The organism is Stenotrophomonas sp. 112478_Sma (assembly GCF_056479905.1).
Genome location: NZ_CM151072.1, coordinates 2,360,204 through 2,376,964, shown reverse-complemented (window position 1 = coordinate 2,376,964; position 16,761 = coordinate 2,360,204). Strand labels below are relative to the sequence as shown.

Annotated in this window: 18 protein-coding genes; 11 read left to right on the top strand and 7 right to left on the bottom strand. The window is 68.6% G+C overall.

Annotation, left to right across the window (positions count from 1 at the left end; genetic code table 11):
- Window positions 1–11: 11 nt before the first annotated feature.
- Window positions 12–755, bottom strand: a complete 744-nt coding sequence (locus ACZK08_RS10990) for an SDR family oxidoreductase (RefSeq protein WP_065182361.1) — start codon at window positions 753–755, stop codon at window positions 12–14.
- 107 nt (window positions 756–862) lie between these two features.
- Here ACZK08_RS10990 and ACZK08_RS10985 point away from each other — a divergent pair, with 107 nt between their 5' ends.
- Window positions 863–1,756 (top strand): LysR family transcriptional regulator, encoded by an 894-nt coding sequence (locus tag ACZK08_RS10985; protein WP_065176182.1) that lies wholly within the window; start codon window positions 863–865, stop codon window positions 1,754–1,756.
- Here the strand turns inward: ACZK08_RS10985 and ACZK08_RS10980 are convergent.
- The 5 genes from ACZK08_RS10980 to ACZK08_RS10960 form a co-directional block, all read right to left on the bottom strand.
- Complete coding sequence (locus ACZK08_RS10980) at window positions 1,716–3,110, bottom strand: heavy metal sensor histidine kinase (protein ID WP_065182335.1); 1,395 nt, start codon at window positions 3,108–3,110, stop codon at window positions 1,716–1,718. The genes ACZK08_RS10985 and ACZK08_RS10980 overlap by 41 nt on opposite strands.
- Entirely contained in the window at window positions 3,107–3,805 is a 699-nt protein-coding gene (locus ACZK08_RS10975; protein ID WP_053516367.1) for a heavy metal response regulator transcription factor, read from the bottom strand. Before ACZK08_RS10975 ends, ACZK08_RS10980 begins: the two co-directional genes overlap by 4 nt.
- A 31-nt stretch (window positions 3,806–3,836) precedes the next feature.
- Entirely contained in the window at window positions 3,837–4,721 is an 885-nt protein-coding gene (copD, locus tag ACZK08_RS10970) for a copper homeostasis membrane protein CopD (protein ID WP_053516365.1), read from the bottom strand.
- Window positions 4,722–4,730: 9 nt separating this feature from the next.
- Window positions 4,731–5,108, bottom strand: a complete 378-nt coding sequence (gene copC / locus ACZK08_RS10965; protein ID WP_053516266.1) for a copper homeostasis periplasmic binding protein CopC — start codon at window positions 5,106–5,108, stop codon at window positions 4,731–4,733.
- A gap of 116 nt (window positions 5,109–5,224) precedes the next feature.
- Window positions 5,225–5,713 carry a MerC family mercury resistance protein gene (locus ACZK08_RS10960; protein WP_065182334.1) on the bottom strand — a complete coding sequence of 163 codons (489 nt, stop codon included), beginning with the start codon at window positions 5,711–5,713 and terminating at the stop codon, window positions 5,225–5,227.
- Window positions 5,714–5,744: 31 nt separating this feature from the next.
- On the opposite strand from ACZK08_RS10960, the gene ACZK08_RS10955 reads away from it, so the two are divergent.
- The 8 genes from ACZK08_RS10955 (at window position 5,745) to ACZK08_RS10920 (ending at window position 12,324) form a co-directional block, all read left to right on the top strand.
- Window positions 5,745–6,275 carry a ZrgA family zinc uptake protein gene (locus tag ACZK08_RS10955; protein ID WP_065182333.1) on the top strand — a complete coding sequence of 177 codons (531 nt, stop codon included), beginning with the start codon at window positions 5,745–5,747 and terminating at the stop codon, window positions 6,273–6,275.
- On the top strand, window positions 6,272–6,964 hold the full coding sequence (locus ACZK08_RS10950) for an ABC transporter ATP-binding protein (RefSeq protein WP_065182332.1): 693 nt from the start codon (window positions 6,272–6,274) through the stop codon (window positions 6,962–6,964). Before ACZK08_RS10955 ends, ACZK08_RS10950 begins: the two co-directional genes overlap by 4 nt.
- A complete protein-coding gene (locus tag ACZK08_RS10945; RefSeq protein WP_081284414.1) occupies window positions 6,957–8,210 on the top strand; it encodes an ABC transporter permease in 1,254 nt (417 codons plus the stop codon). Before ACZK08_RS10950 ends, ACZK08_RS10945 begins: the two co-directional genes overlap by 8 nt.
- 2 nt (window positions 8,211–8,212) lie before the next feature.
- Window positions 8,213–8,758 carry a DUF3299 domain-containing protein gene (locus tag ACZK08_RS10940; RefSeq protein WP_065182331.1) on the top strand — a complete coding sequence of 182 codons (546 nt, stop codon included), beginning with the start codon at window positions 8,213–8,215 and terminating at the stop codon, window positions 8,756–8,758.
- On the top strand, window positions 8,748–9,368 hold the full coding sequence (locus ACZK08_RS10935) for a DUF3299 domain-containing protein (RefSeq protein ID WP_065182330.1): 621 nt from the start codon (window positions 8,748–8,750) through the stop codon (window positions 9,366–9,368). The genes ACZK08_RS10940 and ACZK08_RS10935 overlap by 11 nt, the downstream gene beginning before the upstream one ends.
- Entirely contained in the window at window positions 9,368–10,114 is a 747-nt protein-coding gene (locus tag ACZK08_RS10930) for a hypothetical protein (protein WP_065182329.1), read from the top strand. Before ACZK08_RS10935 ends, ACZK08_RS10930 begins: the two co-directional genes overlap by 1 nt.
- 127 nt (window positions 10,115–10,241) lie before the next feature.
- Window positions 10,242–11,774: an MFS transporter gene (locus ACZK08_RS10925; protein WP_065176191.1), complete on the top strand. Its 1,533-nt coding sequence runs from the start codon at window positions 10,242–10,244 to the stop codon at window positions 11,772–11,774.
- A 4-nt stretch (window positions 11,775–11,778) separates the two neighbouring features.
- The gene (locus ACZK08_RS10920) at window positions 11,779–12,324 is read left to right on the top strand and encodes a TetR/AcrR family transcriptional regulator (RefSeq protein WP_065182328.1); all 546 of its coding nucleotides are present in this window, start codon (window positions 11,779–11,781) and stop codon (window positions 12,322–12,324) included.
- 44 nt (window positions 12,325–12,368) lie between these two features.
- Here the strand turns inward: ACZK08_RS10920 and fdhD are convergent, their stop codons facing one another.
- The gene (gene fdhD, locus ACZK08_RS10915) at window positions 12,369–13,223 is read right to left on the bottom strand and encodes a formate dehydrogenase accessory sulfurtransferase FdhD (RefSeq protein WP_065182327.1); all 855 of its coding nucleotides are present in this window, start codon (window positions 13,221–13,223) and stop codon (window positions 12,369–12,371) included.
- 213 nt (window positions 13,224–13,436) lie between these two features.
- Between fdhD and ACZK08_RS10910 the strand changes: the two genes are divergently transcribed.
- Window positions 13,437–15,728: an FdhF/YdeP family oxidoreductase gene (locus ACZK08_RS10910; protein WP_065182326.1), complete on the top strand. Its 2,292-nt coding sequence runs from the start codon at window positions 13,437–13,439 to the stop codon at window positions 15,726–15,728.
- Window positions 15,729–16,232: 504 nt separating this feature from the next.
- Entirely contained in the window at window positions 16,233–16,760 is a 528-nt protein-coding gene (locus ACZK08_RS10905; protein ID WP_081284412.1) for a DUF411 domain-containing protein, read from the top strand.
- The last annotated feature ends 1 nt before the right edge of the window (window position 16,761 follow it).

The window sequence follows — 16,761 nt, the reverse complement described above, 5'->3', positions numbered from 1 at the left end:
CGGCTTTGCTGTCACACCATCCCGCCATTGGCTCGCAGCACTTGGCCATTGATCCAGCCGCCGTCGGTGCCAGCCAGGAAAGCCACCGCGCCGGCGATGTCGTCCGGCGTGCCCAGCCGCTCCAGCGGATTCATCTGCGCCAGGCGCTCGATCAGTTCCGGCGACTTGCCCTCCAGGAACAGGTCGGTCGCGGTCGGGCCGGGTGCCACGGCATTGACCGTGATGCCACGGCCACGCAGCTCCTTGCTGAGTATCGCCGTCAGGGTTTCCACGGCCGCCTTGCTTGCGGCGTAGACACCGTAGTTCTCCAGCTTGAGGCCGACCACGCTGGTGGACAGCGCGACGATGCGGCCGCCGTCGCGGACGCGTCGCGCGCTCTCGCGCAGCACGTTGAAGGCGCCCTTGAGATTGATGGCGGTGACCCGATCGAACAACGCGTCGTCGGTGGCTGACAGCGGCGCAAGCTGCAGCACTCCGGCGCTGTTGACCACCACATCGATGCCCTCGAATCGAGCCTCGACGGCATCGAACAAGCGGCTCACCGCCTGCGGATCGGCCACGTCGGCCTGCAGCGCAATGGCTTGGCCGCCGGCGGAGACCAGCTCGGCGGCCAGGGCATCAGCCTCTTCGCGGCGGCCGGCATAGTTGATCGCAACCGCATGGCCGTCGGCCGCCAGCCGACGCGAGATCGCGGCGCCGATGCCGCGGGAGCCGCCGGTGACCAGGGCGACGGTACGGGGAGAGGAGCTGGACATGAAGGCTTCCTTCGAAGACGCGCCCGCGTGGCGCCCCATCATCTTGCTGGTTCCTGCCGCCCGGATAATCATGGAGAATCCGACAACATCATCCGGATGTTCGAACAATGGATCGATTCACCGCCCTGCGCGCTTTTGTCCGTATCGTCGAACGTCGCAGCTTCACCCGCGCTGCAGAGGACCTGGGGCTGCCGAGGGCCACGGTGACCGACGCGATCAAGGCGCTGGAGCGGCGGCTGGGGGTGAGGCTGTTGCACAGGACCACGCGACGGGTGGTGCCGACCCTCGAGGGCGAAGCCTTCTATGGCCGCTGCCTGCGCCTGATCGCCGACATGGACGATGCCGAAGCCGCATTCCGTGATGTCCCGCCGCGCGGCACGCTGCGCATCGAAGTGCACGGAACGCTTGGTCGGCACTTGTTGTTTCCGCACCTGCCCGAGTTCCTGCAGCGCTATCCCGACATCGAGCTGGACGTGAGCGAGGGAGATCGCTACGTGGATCTGCTGCGCGAAGGCGTGGATGCCGCGCTTCGGGTCGGCACCCTGGCCGACAGCGATCTGGTCGCGCGGCGACTGGCACTGCTGCGCGAAGTCACCGTTGCCTCACCGTCCTACGTGGGTTCGCATGGGCTGCCGGACAGCATCGACGCGCTGCTGTCCGGTCATCGGATGGTCGGTTTCCGTTCCGGTGCCAGCGGACAGTTGATTCCTCTGGAGTTCCAGCAGGCCGGGCAGGTGCGCCATGTGCCTCTGCCGGCAACCGTGCGGGTATCCGGCGCAGATGCCTTCCTGGGGGCGGCACTGGCGGGGCTCGGCATCATCCAGGCGCCGCGCTACCGGCTGGATCCCTATATCGAACGTGGTCAGTTGCTGGAGTTGCTGGCGGAATCGCCGCCCACACCCAGCCCGTTGAGCCTGGTTCACCCGCGCAACCGCACGCCGTCGCCGCGGTTGCGGGTATTCATCGACTGGATTGCCGGCGTGTTTGCGCCGGACCGCTAGCGCCCGGCAGGGCCAGCTCGAACACGGTGCCCGATGCGTCGGAGACCACGCTCACCGATCCACCATGGGCCTGCACGATGGCGCGGGTGATCGCCAATCCCAGCCCGGCGCCCTCGTGCCGGCCGCGCTCGCCGCGGAAGAACCGGTCGAACAAGCGGGGCAGTGCCTGCATGGGAATCGGCGGACCGAGGTTGTGGACAGCAATCCGGCTCGTGGGCCCGGTGCCGTCCAGCCGCACCACGATCTCCGTACCCGGCGTGGCGTGCTGCAGGGCGTTGGAAAGCAGGTTGGCGACCGCCCGGTGCAGCATCAGGCGGTTGCCGTTGGCCTCTGCGCTGCCTTCCCGCCGCAGCGTGAGCTGGCGCTCCTCGGCCAGCAGATCGTAGAACTCCAGCAGCGCATCGACCATCGCATCCAGCGCCACCCCCTCGCGCGAGGGCAGGGCGCCGGGTGCTTCGGCCTGGGCCAGATAGAGCAGATCGCCCACGGTCTGTGCCAGCCGTTGCAGCTCTTCCGCGCAGGAGAGCAGCGTCTCGCGATAGGACTCGTTGCTGCGGGGGTGCGCGAGCACCACCTGCACCTGGGTCAGCATGTTGGTGATCGGCGTACGCAGTTCGTGGGCGAGGTCTCCGGAGAACCCGCTGAGGCGCTCGAAGTCCTGTTGCAGCCGCGCCAGCATCCCGTTCAGGCTCTGCGCCAGCTGTTCCAGTTCGACGGGCACGTGCTCGGCCGTGAGCCGGCGCTGCAGTCGTCCGGCGGTGATATGGCGGGCCTCGTCGGCCAGCGTGCGCAGTGGGCGCAGCGTCTGCCGCACGACGTAGCCCCCCAGCAGGCTGCTGGCCACCGCAGCAGCGACCAGAGCGACGGCCAGCAGGTGGCGGAAGCGCTGCAGGAAGTCGGCATGGCGCGCATCGTCGATCGCCAGCAGGGTGGCCAGGCTGCTGCCATCGGCCAGCGTCTGCCGCAGATTGAGGGCGTGCAGGCGGCTTCCGTCGGCCAGCGTCCAGTCATGGCGGCGCGGTTCAGTGTCGGCGGGTTGGGTCCGCGCATGCGCGCGCAAGGCCTCCGGCGCGGTGGAGAAGAGCACGCCGCCCTGCTCATCGACGATGTGGAAGGCGATATCGGGATGGTGGCGCAGCGCATCGCCCAGGCGCTGGGCGCGCTCATCGGACGTGCCGCTGCCGGCGAGGTCGGCGATCAACGCGGCCTTGTTCTCCAGTTCGGCGAAATCCTGTGCGACCAGATCATGGCGCGCGCTCAGGTAGATCGCCACGCCCAGTGCAGCAAGCACCAGCGTACCGACCGTGGCGAACAGCACGGTGAGGCGGACGGCAATGGAGCATCGCAGGCTCATTGCGGTTGCGCTGCTTCGACCTCGGGTGCCTCCAGCACGTAGCCCATCCCGCGCACAGTGACCACCAGCTTTTCGGCGAAGCCATCGTCGATCTTGGCGCGCAGGCGGCGTATCGCCACATCGATGACATTGGTGTCGCTGTCGAAATTCATGTCCCACACCTGCGAGGCGATCAACGAGCGTGGCAGGACCTCGCCGCGCCGTCGTGCCAGCAGCTCCAGCAGCGCGTATTCCTTCGGGCTCAGTGTGATGCGCTGGCCACCGCGCTCCACGCGCCGGCGAAGCGTATCCACCACCAGATCGGCGACGACGATGCGGTCAGGCTGAGACTGGCCCTGGCCGCGTCGCAGCAGGGTACGCACGCGCGCCAGCAGCTCGGCGAAGGCGAAAGGTTTGGCCAGGTAATCATCGGCACCCAGTTCCAGCCCCTGCACGCGGTCGGCAATGCTGCTGCGCGCCGACAGGAACAGCACCGGCACCTGCCACCCCGCATCGCGCAGGCGCGACAGGACGTTCCAGCCATCTAGACCGGGCAGCATCACATCGAGGATGACCAGCTGGTACTCGCCGCTTGCCGCCAGATGCAGGCCGTCCACGCCGTCGCAGGCGAGATCGACCACGTAGCCCGCTTCGATCAGGCCCTGTCGCAGGTAATTGCCGGTCTTGGGCTCGTCTTCGACGATCAGCAGCTTCATCGTGTGCATGCCGGCCCGCGCAGCGCCGCCCTCATGCCAGCGGGTCCAGCGTGCCGAGCACGGCCACGCAGGCCAGTACCAGCAGCCCGAGTGCGGCCTCGAAGGTGAGGCTGTGACGCAGCGAGCGCAGCGGGCGGAACTGCCAGCCGCCACGGATGGCGGTGGCGAGTGCCGGCACCAGCCGCCAGCGGTGCAGCGCGGCCAGGCCGAGCATGCCCGCGACCAGGGCCAGCTTGAACAGCAGCCAGCGCCCGTGCGCGGTGTTGAACAGGGTCTGCAGCGAGCCCTGCAGATCCACGTAGGTATAGGTGCCGGTCATCGCCAGCAGGGCCACGATTACCGTACCGGGCAGGGCGAAACCATGCGCCACCTGCCAGAGTTCATGGGTGCGTTCACGCAGGGAAGGGCCCTGGGTGCGCAGGGCCAGATGCAGCACCGCGGCGATCGCGCCGACCCATGCGCCTGCGGCGAGCAGGTGGACGGTCCCGGCCGCCAGGCGCAGCGCACCGCGGATGCCGTCGCCGGCGGCGGCGTGGCCGTTCCAGGCCAGGCTTGCCAGGGCGACCGCCGAGAGCGGCAGCAGGATGACACGGCGTGCCCCGGCCACTTTCGCGCTTGCGGCAAGCAGCGGCAGCATTGCCAGCAGCGCCAGCGCACGCACCAGTGCCGCTTCGCCGACCGGTGTGGCGGTGGTGAACCATGCGACGGTCGCTTGATCGACCGCGGCAAGCGGAAGCCCCAGCACGCCTGTCACCCGCACCGCCGCGTCCAGCAGCACGACTGCCAGCGCGATCACGGCCAGTGGCAGGAACATGCGACGCGCAGGCGCAGGGCGGATGAACAGCATCCTGCCGAACAGCAGCATCAAGGCCAGGTACAACGCCAGCCGCAGGGCATAGGGAGACAGTTCGATCACCACCGCAGCTTACTTCACGCTGAAACGATAGTCGCCGGTGACGGGGTGGCTGTCCTGGCCGACGGCGCGCCACTGCAGGCGATAGTCTCCGGCAGGCAGCGGCTTGGCGAAACTCACGACCAGCCGGTGACCATCGTCCGACACCTGCTGGGAAAGGGCAGGCATCGCCATCAGGGTGCGGCCATGGGCCATGCTCAGTTCGATGCGGGTGGCGCGCGGCATCACCCGCTCGCTGAAGGTCAGCTCGATGCGGTTGGCAGGCGCGACGCTGGCATCGGCGGCGGGCGTTGCCTTCACCAGGCTGGGGTGTGCAAGGGCCAGCGGAGCGGCGGCGACGCCCGGCAGCAGCAGGAGCAGAGCGGCGGAGCGGCGGAGCGAAGACGACATGGTGGGTGCCTGCAGGAATGGGGCGCTCAGGCTGACGGCGGGCACCTTTCGTGGCCCTGACCCGGACATTACCGATCTGTCAGGTTGGCCGGTGCCGGGCCGACCCGCCCTTCCCATCATCGGCGCGCGCGTGCGCAGGCACGCAGGGCGCGGCGGTTGCACAGGTGGGCCATCGCCAGCAGCCCACCGCCGCAGGCGGTGGCCATGCCGTGCCAGAGCAGCGATTCCTTCAGCGGTGGATACAGCGATGCGGACAACAGCAGGCCAGCCCCAGCCAGGGCCAGCCGCATCGGCAGCCAGTGGCGGTGCCGGCGCAGGCCCGCAGCGGTGCTGGCCAGCGCCAGCAGCGAGGCGAGCAACGCGAACGCCCACTCCCAGCGTGACATCAGCAGCAGGGTGGTCATCAGGGCATGGCCGGGGTGCTGGAACGAGCGCAACGCCATCATGGCCGCCGGGACGAAGGCCAGCAGCAGCGGCAGCGCGATGCAGTGCGCTGCGCAGGCCAATGACAGCCCTGCGCCGGCCAGATCGAAACGGGGATGCCAGCGTGCCGATGCTGGCGGCTGTGGCAGACCCCTTGCAGGAACGGTGGGGATGTGGTCCATAATGTTACATAGTAACACTAACGGTACCCTCATGAAGCTTCCCGCCACGTTTCTGCTGCTGCTTTCTGCGGCGTCCGCCCACGCCCATGAGGTGCGCCAGCAGGGCGCGCATGTGCATGGCCAGGCCACGGTCGATGTGGCGCTCGAACGGGGAACACTGGACCTGGCAATGCAGGCCCCCGGTATCGGCCTGCTCGATTTCGAGCGACCGCCCGCCACCCCGCAGGAGCGCGCCGCGCTCGCACGTGCGAAGGCACTGCTGAAGGAAGGCGCATGGGTCACCCTGCCGACTGCGGCCCAGTGCCGCCTTGCCGCCAGCAGCGTGGCCGCCGACGGATTCGCTGCAGACCCGATGCACGATGCCGGGCACCACGGCCATGCCGGCTTCAGTGCCGGACTGCGTTTCCAGTGCGCGCATCCGTCCGCGCTGCGGGTGCTGGTGGTCCGCCTGCCGGTGCTGTTCCCTGGCCTGCATGAGGTCATCGTCAACAGCACCACGCCCGCCGGACAGGCACGGCACGTGCTGACCGCCGAGACTCTGCGCGTGGTACTTGCGCCGTGAGTGCGGCGGTCATCGATGTGCAGGACCTGCGCTTCGCCTACGGCGATCGCCCGGTACTGGAGATTCCGGCATTGCGCGTCGATGCGGGCAGCAGCGTGCTGCTGCGCGGTGCCAGTGGCGGTGGCAAAAGCACCCTGCTGGGTGTGCTGGCCGGCGTGCTGCGCGCTCGCCAGGGCCGGGTCGACGTCGCCGGACACTCCCTGCATGCGATGAACGGTCCGGCCCGCGACCGCTTCCGTGCCGACCAGCTGGGCGTGATCTTCCAGCAGTTCAACCTGCTGCCGTTCCTCAGCGTGCGCGAGAACATCGCGCTGGGTCTGCGCTTCTCGCGGCTGCGCAGGCAGCGCGTCGGCGCAGCGCTGGACGAGGAGATCGCACGGCTGCTGCAGTCCCTGCAGATCGACCCGACGCTGATGGGCCGTCCGGCGGGCAGGCTCAGTGTCGGCCAGCAGCAGCGCGTGGCAGCAGCACGCGCACTGATCGGGCGGCCGCAGGTGCTGCTTGCCGACGAGCCCACCTCGGCACTGGACCGGCACGCGGCGGACGCGTTCGTGCGCCTGATGACCCGGCAATGCCAGGCCTGCGGCACCACCGCGCTGGTGGTCAGCCACGATGAAAGCCTGCAGCCTCTGTTCGACCGGGTCATCGTCCTGGCCGAGATCAATCATGCCGGAGCTGCCCATGCTTGAACTTGCCTGGGCCAGCCTGCGCAGCCGCGCGCTCAGTGTTGCCCTCACGGTGCTGGTGATCGCCCTCAGCGTGGTTCTGCTGCTGGGCGTGGAGCGGGTCCGCACGCAGGCGCATGAAGGTTTTGCCAGCACAGTGTCCGGAACCGATCTGATCGTGGGTGCGCGCTCCGGACCGGTGAACCTGCTGCTCTATTCGGTGTTCCATATCGGTGATCCAACCAACAATGTCTCCTGGCAGTCCTATCAGGCGCTGTCGGCGCTGCCGCAGGTGAAGTGGTCGGTGCCACTCTCGCTGGGCGATTCCTGGCGGGGCTACCGCGTGGTCGGCACCACCGGCGGCTACTTCGAGCATTACCGCTACGGTGCCGGTCATGAACTGGTCTTCGCACAGGGCGGGCCCTTCTCGGACCTGTACGATGCGGTGATCGGCGCGGAGGTGGCGCAGGCGCAGAACATCACGCCGGGCGACCCGATCGTGCTGGCGCATGGCACCGGGGCGGTGCCCCTGGCCACGCATGCCGACAAGCCGTTCCGCGTGGTGGGGATCCTGCAGCGCACCGGAACACCGGTGGATGCGTCGGTACTGGTATCGCTGCCGGCGATCGAAGCCATCCACATCGACTGGCGTTCCGGCGTGCAGCTGCCCGGCCAGCATGTCAGCGCGGAGCAGGCGCGGCGGCTTGATCTGACCCCGACCAGCATCACTGCCTTCATGCTCGGCCTGAATACCCGCATCGCGACGTTCTCCGTGCAGCGCACGATCAACGACTATCCGGAGGAGGCGATGCTGGCGATCCTGCCGGGCGTCACCCTGCAGCAGTTGTGGCAGTCGTTGGGCACGGCCGAGCGGGCACTGCGGTTGATCAGCGCGATGGTGGTGCTGCTGGGAATGGTCTCGCTGGTGGCGCTGCTGGTATCAACCCTGCAGGAACGGCGCCGCGAGATGGCGGTGCTGCGCGCGGTCGGCGCGCGTCCGCGCTACATCGCCGGTCTGCTGGTGGTGGAGGCGGTGGCGACCAGCGCGCTGGCGTGCGGGCTGGCACTGGCGGCGCTTGTGCTGGCCAGTGCCGTGGGACGCAGCTGGGCGCTGGCGCAGTATGGCCTGTCGATCACCCACGTCTGGCCGGATGCGCGCGAGCTGGGCTGGGTGGCGGGCCTGCTGCTGGTCAGCGCCGTGGCGGGCCTGCTGCCGGCCGCGCTGGCCTACCGGCGCACGCTCGCCGATGGTTTGGCGTCGCCGGGATGAGCATGCGCCGGCTGGGTGGCTTGCCAGTGTTGCTGATGCTGGTTGCCTGCGAGCGGCCGGTCGACACCGGCGTGCAGGCGCTGCCGCCATCGGTGGCGGATCAGGGCGCAGCGACCGTGGAAGAGCAGGAGCTGGACTGGCTGCAGATGATGCCCGCCGACGAGCTGGCGGCGCTGGAACGTGGCGAAGGCCCTGAGGTGGAACACAACGGCAGCCGACGCATGCCGCAGTTCGGCACGTTCCGCACCGTCGACGCCGTGCTGCAGCGGCCGGTGCGCCTGCCGGGCTACGTGGTGCCGCTGGCCAGCACTGCGGAAGGACGGCTCAGTGAATTCCTGTTCGTCCCGTATTACGGCGCCTGCATCCATGTGCCACCACCGCCGCCGAATCAGATCGTGCACGTGGTACTGGACCGGGCAATCGAGATGCCTGACATGTACGCTCCGTTCTTCCTGGCCGGAAACCTGCACGCCGAGCGCCTGGACGATGAGCTGGCAGGCTCTGCCTACAGCATGCGCGATGCACGGCTGAAGCCCTATGCGCCGTGATTGCCTTGCATGGCTCGCTGGATGCGCGCTGCTGGCCGGATGCGCCCGCGTGCCCGACGGTGCCGGACAGCACCCTGCACCGTTGCCGGCGGCGGCGCCGTCTCCGTCGGCACGCCCGATCGACCGCTGGGACGCCCTGATGCCGGACGAGGACCGTTTCCAGCGACCGCCGCCGCAGATCGGCCTGTCACGCGACGGCATGGCCGGCGTCGGTGGCCTGATTGACGACAGCGGCGCCGGCACGCCGCCCGGTCAGGCGATCGACCACTCCCGTCCGGAGCGCGCCCGGCAGTTCGGCTCTTCGCGCGTGGTGGCATCGGTGGATGGACGTGCGGTGGACCTGGACGGTTACGTCGTGCCCCTGGGCACCACCGACGACGGACGCGTGGACGAGGTGCTGTTCGTCCCGTTCTATGGTGCCTGCATCCATGTACCCCCACCACCGCCGAACCAGATGATCCACGTGACGTTGGCCACGCCGATCACGCTGGGTGCGCTGTGGGACCCCTATCGACTCGCCGGGCGGGTGCAGGTCAAGCGCTTCGACGCCGACATCGCCAGCGCTTCCTACGATGTGGCGGCCGCCACACTGACGCCGATCCACAACTGATGCGCGGGCGTCCACTACTGGCGATGGCGCTGCTGGCGGTGACGGCCACGGCGGTCGGGTGGCTGTACCTGCGGACAGCGCAGCCGCAGCCGCCGCAGGCCACTTCCGTGGCGCCCACCGATGAGATGCGGCAGCGGATCGAGCGGCGGATGGGGGACGATGCGGCCTTCCGCAACGACGTGGCATTCCTGCTGGTGGCAACCCTGCGCGACCGCTGCCGGCCGGCAGAGGCAGGGCTGCTCGCGCGCATGGCCAACCGTGCCGCGCTGCCGGTACTGGCCGCGGTGAGTGCGGTGACTGCGGAGGATCCAGGCCTTGACCGTCCCATCTACCGTTACATCCAGCACCGCGCCGACAGTGCCCGCTGCACGGATCCGCTGCCCCTCGCAGCGGCCGGTGGCCGCGTGCTGCACGTCGATATCGAGCAGTATGCACGCACCTTCCCGGACAGCTACTTCGATCCCACGCGCAGCAGGGCGCCGCGGGATTTCGGTGGGCATACGCTGCGCGAGCGGGCCTCCAACGCATGCAACAGCGTGGTTTATTCGGTACTGCCGCTCGGCGACGCGGACTGGCGCTGTGCGTCGCTGCGGGCGAACGCGCGGGCCCGGGTGCGCAGCCTGTGCGAGGACGAGCTGCGGCGCCAGCACGGTGACATCGCGGGCGAACTCGACATGGCCGTGGGGCAGGGCATGCAGGAACAGGTGGTCGCGGCGGTGTCGGCGTTGCCGGTGGACTGCAGGTAGCACCAGCGGCGCCTGCCGGGGCTGAACAGCGCCTGGATCGAAACCTGAACGTGTCGCTGCAGGGCTATAACTATACAGGACATCCGGTATAGTTATCCGAATCCATTTTTTCCCTAGGTTCGTTCCCATGGCCTTGTCCCAGTCCTTGGCCGATGCTCCGGCCCTGTCCCGTGCCCGGCGCTGGTCGCTGTTGTTCACGGTGGCCGCCGGCCTGCTGCTGGTGACGCTGGACAACTCGGTGCTGTACACGGCGCTGCCCACGCTGACGGCAGAACTTTCCGCCAGCGCGGGTCAGGCGCTGTGGATCATCAATGCCTATCCACTGGTGATGGCTGGCCTGCTGCTCGGTGCGGGCACGCTGGGCGACCGCATCGGCCACCGTCGCATGTTCCTGATCGGCCTGGTGGTCTTCGGCGTGGCTTCGCTGGCGGCAGCGTTCTCTGTCACCGCAGCGCAGTTGATCGCTGCCCGTGCGCTGCTCGCCGTGGGCGCCGCGGCGATGATGCCGGCCACACTCGCGCTGATCGGCCTCAGCTTCCATGAAGAGCGTGAGCGCAACATCGCCATCGCGATCTGGGGCTCGGTGGCGATCGTCGGCGCCGCACTCGGACCGATCATCGGTGGCTGGCTGCTGCAGCATTTCTGGTGGGGATCGGTGTTCCTGGTCAACGTGCCGGTGGTGATCGTGGCCTTCGTCGCGACGCTGCTGCTGGCGCCGGAGGGGCAGCGCGACACGTCCCGGCCGTGGGATCTGCTGTCCTCGCTGCTGGCGCTGGCGGCGCTGTCGGGGCTGGTGCTGGCGATCAAATCGCTGATCGCCACGCCGCCTTCCTATGGCCTCGGCGCGGCGGCATCGGTGCTGGCGCTGGCGGCGGGCGCCGCGTTTGCCCGCCGCCAGCAGCGCCTGCCGCATCCACTGCTGGACTTCGCGATCTTCCGCAATCCGGCATTCCTGGCCGGTACGCTGTCTGCGGTGTTCACCCTGTTTGCGATGGCGGGCCTGCAACTGCTGACCACCCAGCGTTTCCAGCTGGTCGCCGGATTCACGCCATTGCAGGCGGGCCTGCTGGTATCGGTGGCGGCGCTGGGCAGCCTGCCCAGCGCACTGCTCGGCGGCAGCATCCTGCACCGCGTCGGCCTGCGTCCGCTGATCTGCGGCGGACTGGCCGCGGGGGCACTGGGAGTGGGCGTGGTCGCGTTCGGTTTTCCGCACGGACTGGGCTGGGTCGTCGCCGGCATGGCGATCACCGGGTTCGGCATGGGCTCGGCAATCTCGGTCGCATCCACTGCCATCCTCAACAACGTGCCTGCGCACCGTGCGGGCATGGCGTCCTCCGTGGAGGAGGTCTCCTACGAATTCGGCGGCCTGCTGGCGGTGGCGATGCTGGGCAGCCTGGGGGCAGCGATGTACGGCGCCTTCCTGCCGGTATCGGCGGATGTTCCGGCACTGGCGCGGGAAGGATTCGCCCAGGCGCAGCAGGTCGCCCGCGAAGCCGGCCCGGGCGAGTGGTTCGCCGGCGCCACCGCCGCCTATGACCGCAGCTACCAGATCGTGCTGCTGGTCATCACCGCGGTGCTGGCCGTGGGTGCAGCGCTGATCGCGCGCCTGCTGCGCGGGCGGGCGGGGAGCCGCGAGGGAGCGGCCGATCGCGTAAAGTAGTGCGATGAGAACCAGCAAGCGCCAGCGCATCCTCGATGCCGCCGTCAACGTGATCAATCGAGACGGCGTGCGCGCGGTGACCTTCGAGTCGGTGGCGGCAGAAGCCGGCCTCACGCGCGGCGGCCTGCTGTATCACTTCCCGTCGCGCGAGGCACTGCTGCGCGGCATCGACGAGCACCTGGTGCACAACTGGGAGGCATCGATGGAAGCGCTGCTCGGAAAGCGTGCCAGCGAGGCCACGGCGCTCGAGCGCTATCAGACCTTCGTCCGCGTGTCGGCGCAGAGCGCGACGCGCGCCGAGCTGATGTTCATGCTCGAATCGGTGGACCCGGAGGCCGGTGAGCGGCCATGGAGCCCGGCCGTGCAGCGCTGGGCGCCATCGCCGCCGCCGGCCGGCGTGGTTGATCCTGCGGCGCTGGACAATTTCGTGGCACGGTTGGCGGCCGATGGGCTGTGGATCTACGAGGCCATGTACGAAGGACAGCTGGACGACGCGGTGCGCGCCCAGGTGGCCGAGCGCATCGCGGGCCTGTTGTCACCCGGCCGATGATGGGGGTTGCCCACTGACGATGGCGGGTCCCGCCATGGCCGCGTTCATGCCGTTGGCATGTCTTCCGGCCGCAACCGCTCTGGATGGGTGTACACATTGAATCCACTGCCGCGGGCGAAGCCGACCAGGCACAGCCCTGCGCTGCGCGCCAGATCGATCGCCAACGCCGTTGGCGCGGACACGGCGGCCAGTACGCTGGCACCGGCGCGCACTGCTTTGCTGACCATCTCGTAGCTGGCCCGGCTGGAAATCAGCAGCAGTCCACCGTCGATGGCGTGCTCGTTGTGATGCAGGGCGCCGATCAGCTTGTCCAGTGCATTGTGGCGGCCCACGTCCTCGCGCACCCAGCCGATGCGCCCGTTGGCGTCGGCCCAGGCGGCCGCGTGGGTGGAGCCGCTGGCCGCATTCATCGGCTGGTGCTGCGACAGCGTGGCCAGTGCCCGCTGCAGGGCCGCCGGCGCGTAGGTCCGTCGTTCGCGTACCGGGGGCAGGGGCCGCAGCACATCCTCGAGCTGCCGTGTTCCGCACAGGCCGCAGCCGCCACGGCCGGGCAGCAGGCGGCCATCGGCCGGATCCAGACCGGCGCCCGGTGCCTCGGCGGCAACCGTCATCCGCAGTTCGATGCCTTCCAGCTGCGGCGCCACATCGATCGAGAGCAGCTGCGTCGGCGTGGTGATCAAGCCCTCGCTGAGCGAGAAACCGAGCGCAAAGTCCTCCAGGTCACAGGGCGTGGCCATCATCACCGCGAACACGGTGCCGTTGTAGTGCAGCGCTACCGGCACCTCTTCGGCGACCACGTCGGCCTGCGCCTGCACCTGCAGCCCGCCCTCACGCCAGCGCTGCAGCGTGCGCTGCGCGGTGCCGGCAGGCGGAGAGGGCGGCGGGGGCGAGTCAGCCATGCAGAGTGTCCGGACAGAGTGAGCGTGTCATGGGCCGTTCGCCCACCCCCCGGAGGATAGCGCAGTGCGTCCGTGGCGATGCAGCAGCCACCGGCGCGCCGAAGATGGCGCGCTGGGAGATGCGGGGCGGCTCTGGCGAAGTGGTCCCGGCCGTGCTTGACTCTGTCTGTCGTGCCCTTCGCAGTCTCGTCTCCTGGCGCCAGGTCTTCGAACATGTCCGAGCAGAAACCACCCCGTTACAAGCCCTACAACCAGCCCGCAGGCGGCTGGGGTGCGGCCGGCGCCACCGCCCGGGTTCTGCTGCAGCAGAGCGTGATCGGCAACGGCTCTAGGGCACTGCTGGCGATGAACCAGCCCGCTGGCTTCAAATGTCCCAGCTGCGCCTTCCCCGACGCCGACGAGCGCAGGAAACTGGAGTTCTGCGAGAACGGGGCCAAGGCACTGGCCTGGGAGGCGACCCGGTTCCGGGCGGATCGCGAGCTGTTCGCGCGTTATACCGTCAGCGAGCTGATGGAGCGGACCGACTACTGGCTGGAAATGCAGGGGCGGCTGACCGAGCCGATGCGTTACGACGCAGCCACCGACCACTATGTGCCATGCAGCTGGGACGAGGCGTTCGCACTCATCGGCCGTCACCTGCGGTCACTGGACAGCCCGCATCAGGCCGAGTTCTACACGTCGGGCCGCACGCCGAACGAGGCGGCGTTCCTGTATTCGATCTTCGTACGCGAGTTCGGCACCAACAACTTCCCCGATTGCTCGAACATGTGCCATGAGCCGACCAGCCGTGGCCTGCCACCTTCCATCGGTGTGGGCAAGGGCACCATCGTCCTGGAGGATTTCGAACACGCCGAGGCGATCTTCGTGATCGGCCAGAACACCGGCACCAATTCGCCGCGGATGATGGGCAACCTGGTCGAGGCGCGCAGGCGCGGCGTGCCGATCGTGGCGGTCAACCCGATGCCCGAGCGCGCCCTGATCCGGTTTGCCGAGCCGCAGGATGTGGTGCAGATGGCGACCTTCGGCTCCACCGAGATCAGCAGCGAATTCGTGCATATCCGCATCGGCGGTGACCTGGCGCTGATCAAAGGCATGATGAAGGTGATGTTCGAGCGCGAGGCACAGGGCCAGCGCGTGCTCGACCATCGGTTCCTGGATGAACATACGGTCGGCCTGGAGGCCTTGCGCGCGGACGTGATGGCGCAGGACTGGGACGACATCGTCAGGGTCTCCGGCATCTCGGAGGCGCAGATCCGGCGCTGCGCCGAGATCTACATCTGCTCCAATGCCACGGTGATCTGCTATGGCATGGGCCTGACCCAGCACCAGTATGGCTCGCGGCTGCTGCAGCAGGTCGCCAATCTGCTGATGCTGCGCGGCAACTTCGGCAAGCCGGGGGCGGGGATCGGCCCGATCCGGGGTCATTCCAACGTGCAGGGCGATCGTACCGTCGGCATCGACGAGAAGCCGGCGGCAGCGTATCTGGATCGCCTGCAGGAGGTGTTCGGTTTCAATCCGCCGCGGGAGCACGGGCATCATGTGGTCGAGTCGATCGAGGCGATGCTCGACGGCAGCGCCAGGGTGTTCATCGGGCTGGGCGGCAATTTCATCCATGCCGTGCCGGACACGCCCCGGGCCTACGAAGCCATGCGCAGCCTGCAGCTGACGGTGGGTATCGCCACCAAGCTCAACCGCGGGCACCTGGTGCATGGCCGCGATGCGCTGATCCTGCCGGTAGTGGCGCGCTCGGAACGTATCGTCACGCCCGCAGGCGAGCAGTTCGTGACGATCGAGGATGCGATGTCGAACGTGACCGCATCGCGCGGTGTTCTTGAGCCGGCCAGCGACCAGCTGCTGCCGGAGGTCGAGATCGTCTGTCGCATGGCGATGGCGACGCTGCCGGACAGCAGGGTCGACTGGGCAGGTTGCAGGCATGACTATGCGCGGATCCGTGACCTGATCGCTGCCGTGTACCCGCAGATCTATGCAGGCTTCAATGAGCGCATCCGGCAGCCGCACGGCTTCCATCTGGACATTGCACCGCGTCGCCGGGTGTGGCCCACCGCCAACGGCAAGGCCAACATCCTTGTGATGCCGGGCCTGGATGTGGACGACCCGGTGCACGATCCGGACATGCTGCGACTGGCCACGGTGCGTTCGCATGACCAGTTCAACACCACCATCTACAGCTACAACGACCGCTATCGCGGCGTGTACAACGATCGCAGGGTGGTGTTCATGAACATCGAAGACCGGCTGGCACGCGGTCTGGAGAAGGAGGCGCGGGTCAGCCTGGAGACGCTCAGCGCAGATGGCGTGCGGCGTCGCATCGACGGGCTGACCGTGCTCGACTACCCCATGCCACGGGGCGCGCTGGCGGGCTACTACCCTGAGTTGAATGCGCTGCTGCCGCTGGACTACTACGATCGCCTCAGCGGCACGCCTGCGGCGAAGTCGATTCCGGTACGCATGCGGGCAGACACAGGCAGCGCGGACACCGCATAGGGTCGGGCGGCGGCCCAGCTTGCCACGCCCATGGGCTATGATGCCTGCGATGAATGCTGCTGCTCTCCTGCTGCGCTGGCTGTTGCTCGTTGCCCTGGTGCTGACCGCACCGGGACTGGCGCGGGCTGCATCGGGCGACGGTGGACAGGGCGACACGGAGTACTGCGCCGCGTCGCATGAGACGGCCGTGGATCGGGCCGGATGCTGCGGCGATCGATCATCGGGCGACTGCGCATCCAGTGAGTGCCCGTGCCCTCCCGCGTGTACCGGCGTGCCTGCGACCTCTTCCGCCGTGGCGATCACACCCTGGCGCGAGGCGCCACGCGCTGCCCTTGCACGACGGCCTGTGCCGCCGCCCCTGACCGACGCGTTGCGACCTCCCATCGTGTGATGGCCTGCAGGCGCCAGCCGCCTGTTGTCCTGCCTGTCCCATTCCCGATTTTCCCGCGCCTTCGATGCGTGGGTCGCGGGCGTTCCGCCCGCATGCACAAAGGAACCAACACGATGAACCGTTCTCTCTCTCTCGGCCTGCTGCTGGCCAGCATTCTGTCCGGCGCCGGCTGCGCCCGTGCAGCCGAAGAGGTGGCCGCGGCGCCGGGCCATGCCCACGCAGCGGCCGATGCCGCCTCCGTCCCCGATGCGCAGCTGCCGACCGCCATCGTCCACAAGACCGCCAGCTGCGGTTGCTGTGGCGTCTGGATCGAACACCTGCAGGCCGCGGGCTTCGCGGTGGACGTACGGGATACCGATGACATGAACCCGATCAAGCAGCGCCTGGGTGTGCCGGTCGGCAAGGGGTCCTGCCATACCGCCGAGATCGACGGCTATGTGGTGGAGGGGCACGTTCCGGCCGAGGACATCAAGCGGCTGCTGAAGGAGCGTCCTGCGGCGCGTGGACTGGTGCTGCCGGGCATGCCGGCCGGTTCGCCCGGCATGGAGATGCCCGACGGTTATGTGCAGCCGTACACGGTGGAACTGGTGCGCGGTGACGGCAGCACCGAGCCGTTCGCCCACCACGGCCAGGGCGGCTGAG

Coding starts and splice junctions, on each gene's coding strand:
- ACZK08_RS10990 (WP_065182361.1), bottom strand. CDS start 755: ATGTCCAGCTCCTCTCCCCGTACCGTCGCCCTGGTCACCGGCGGCTCC.
- ACZK08_RS10985 (WP_065176182.1), top strand. CDS start 863: ATGGATCGATTCACCGCCCTGCGCGCTTTTGTCCGTATCGTCGAACGT.
- ACZK08_RS10980 (WP_065182335.1), bottom strand. CDS start 3,110: ATGAGCCTGCGATGCTCCATTGCCGTCCGCCTCACCGTGCTGTTCGCC.
- ACZK08_RS10975 (WP_053516367.1), bottom strand. CDS start 3,805: ATGAAGCTGCTGATCGTCGAAGACGAGCCCAAGACCGGCAATTACCTG.
- copC (WP_053516266.1), bottom strand. CDS start 5,108: ATGTCGTCTTCGCTCCGCCGCTCCGCCGCTCTGCTCCTGCTGCTGCCG.
- ACZK08_RS10960 (WP_065182334.1), bottom strand. CDS start 5,713: ATGGACCACATCCCCACCGTTCCTGCAAGGGGTCTGCCACAGCCGCCA.
- ACZK08_RS10955 (WP_065182333.1), top strand. CDS start 5,745: ATGAAGCTTCCCGCCACGTTTCTGCTGCTGCTTTCTGCGGCGTCCGCC.
- ACZK08_RS10945 (WP_081284414.1), top strand. CDS start 6,957: ATGCTTGAACTTGCCTGGGCCAGCCTGCGCAGCCGCGCGCTCAGTGTT.
- ACZK08_RS10940 (WP_065182331.1), top strand. CDS start 8,213: ATGCGCCGGCTGGGTGGCTTGCCAGTGTTGCTGATGCTGGTTGCCTGC.
- ACZK08_RS10935 (WP_065182330.1), top strand. CDS start 8,748: ATGCGCCGTGATTGCCTTGCATGGCTCGCTGGATGCGCGCTGCTGGCC.
- ACZK08_RS10930 (WP_065182329.1), top strand. CDS start 9,368: ATGCGCGGGCGTCCACTACTGGCGATGGCGCTGCTGGCGGTGACGGCC.
- ACZK08_RS10925 (WP_065176191.1), top strand. CDS start 10,242: ATGGCCTTGTCCCAGTCCTTGGCCGATGCTCCGGCCCTGTCCCGTGCC.
- ACZK08_RS10920 (WP_065182328.1), top strand. CDS start 11,779: ATGAGAACCAGCAAGCGCCAGCGCATCCTCGATGCCGCCGTCAACGTG.
- fdhD (WP_065182327.1), bottom strand. CDS start 13,223: ATGGCTGACTCGCCCCCGCCGCCCTCTCCGCCTGCCGGCACCGCGCAG.
- ACZK08_RS10910 (WP_065182326.1), top strand. CDS start 13,437: ATGTCCGAGCAGAAACCACCCCGTTACAAGCCCTACAACCAGCCCGCA.
- ACZK08_RS10905 (WP_081284412.1), top strand. CDS start 16,233: ATGAACCGTTCTCTCTCTCTCGGCCTGCTGCTGGCCAGCATTCTGTCC.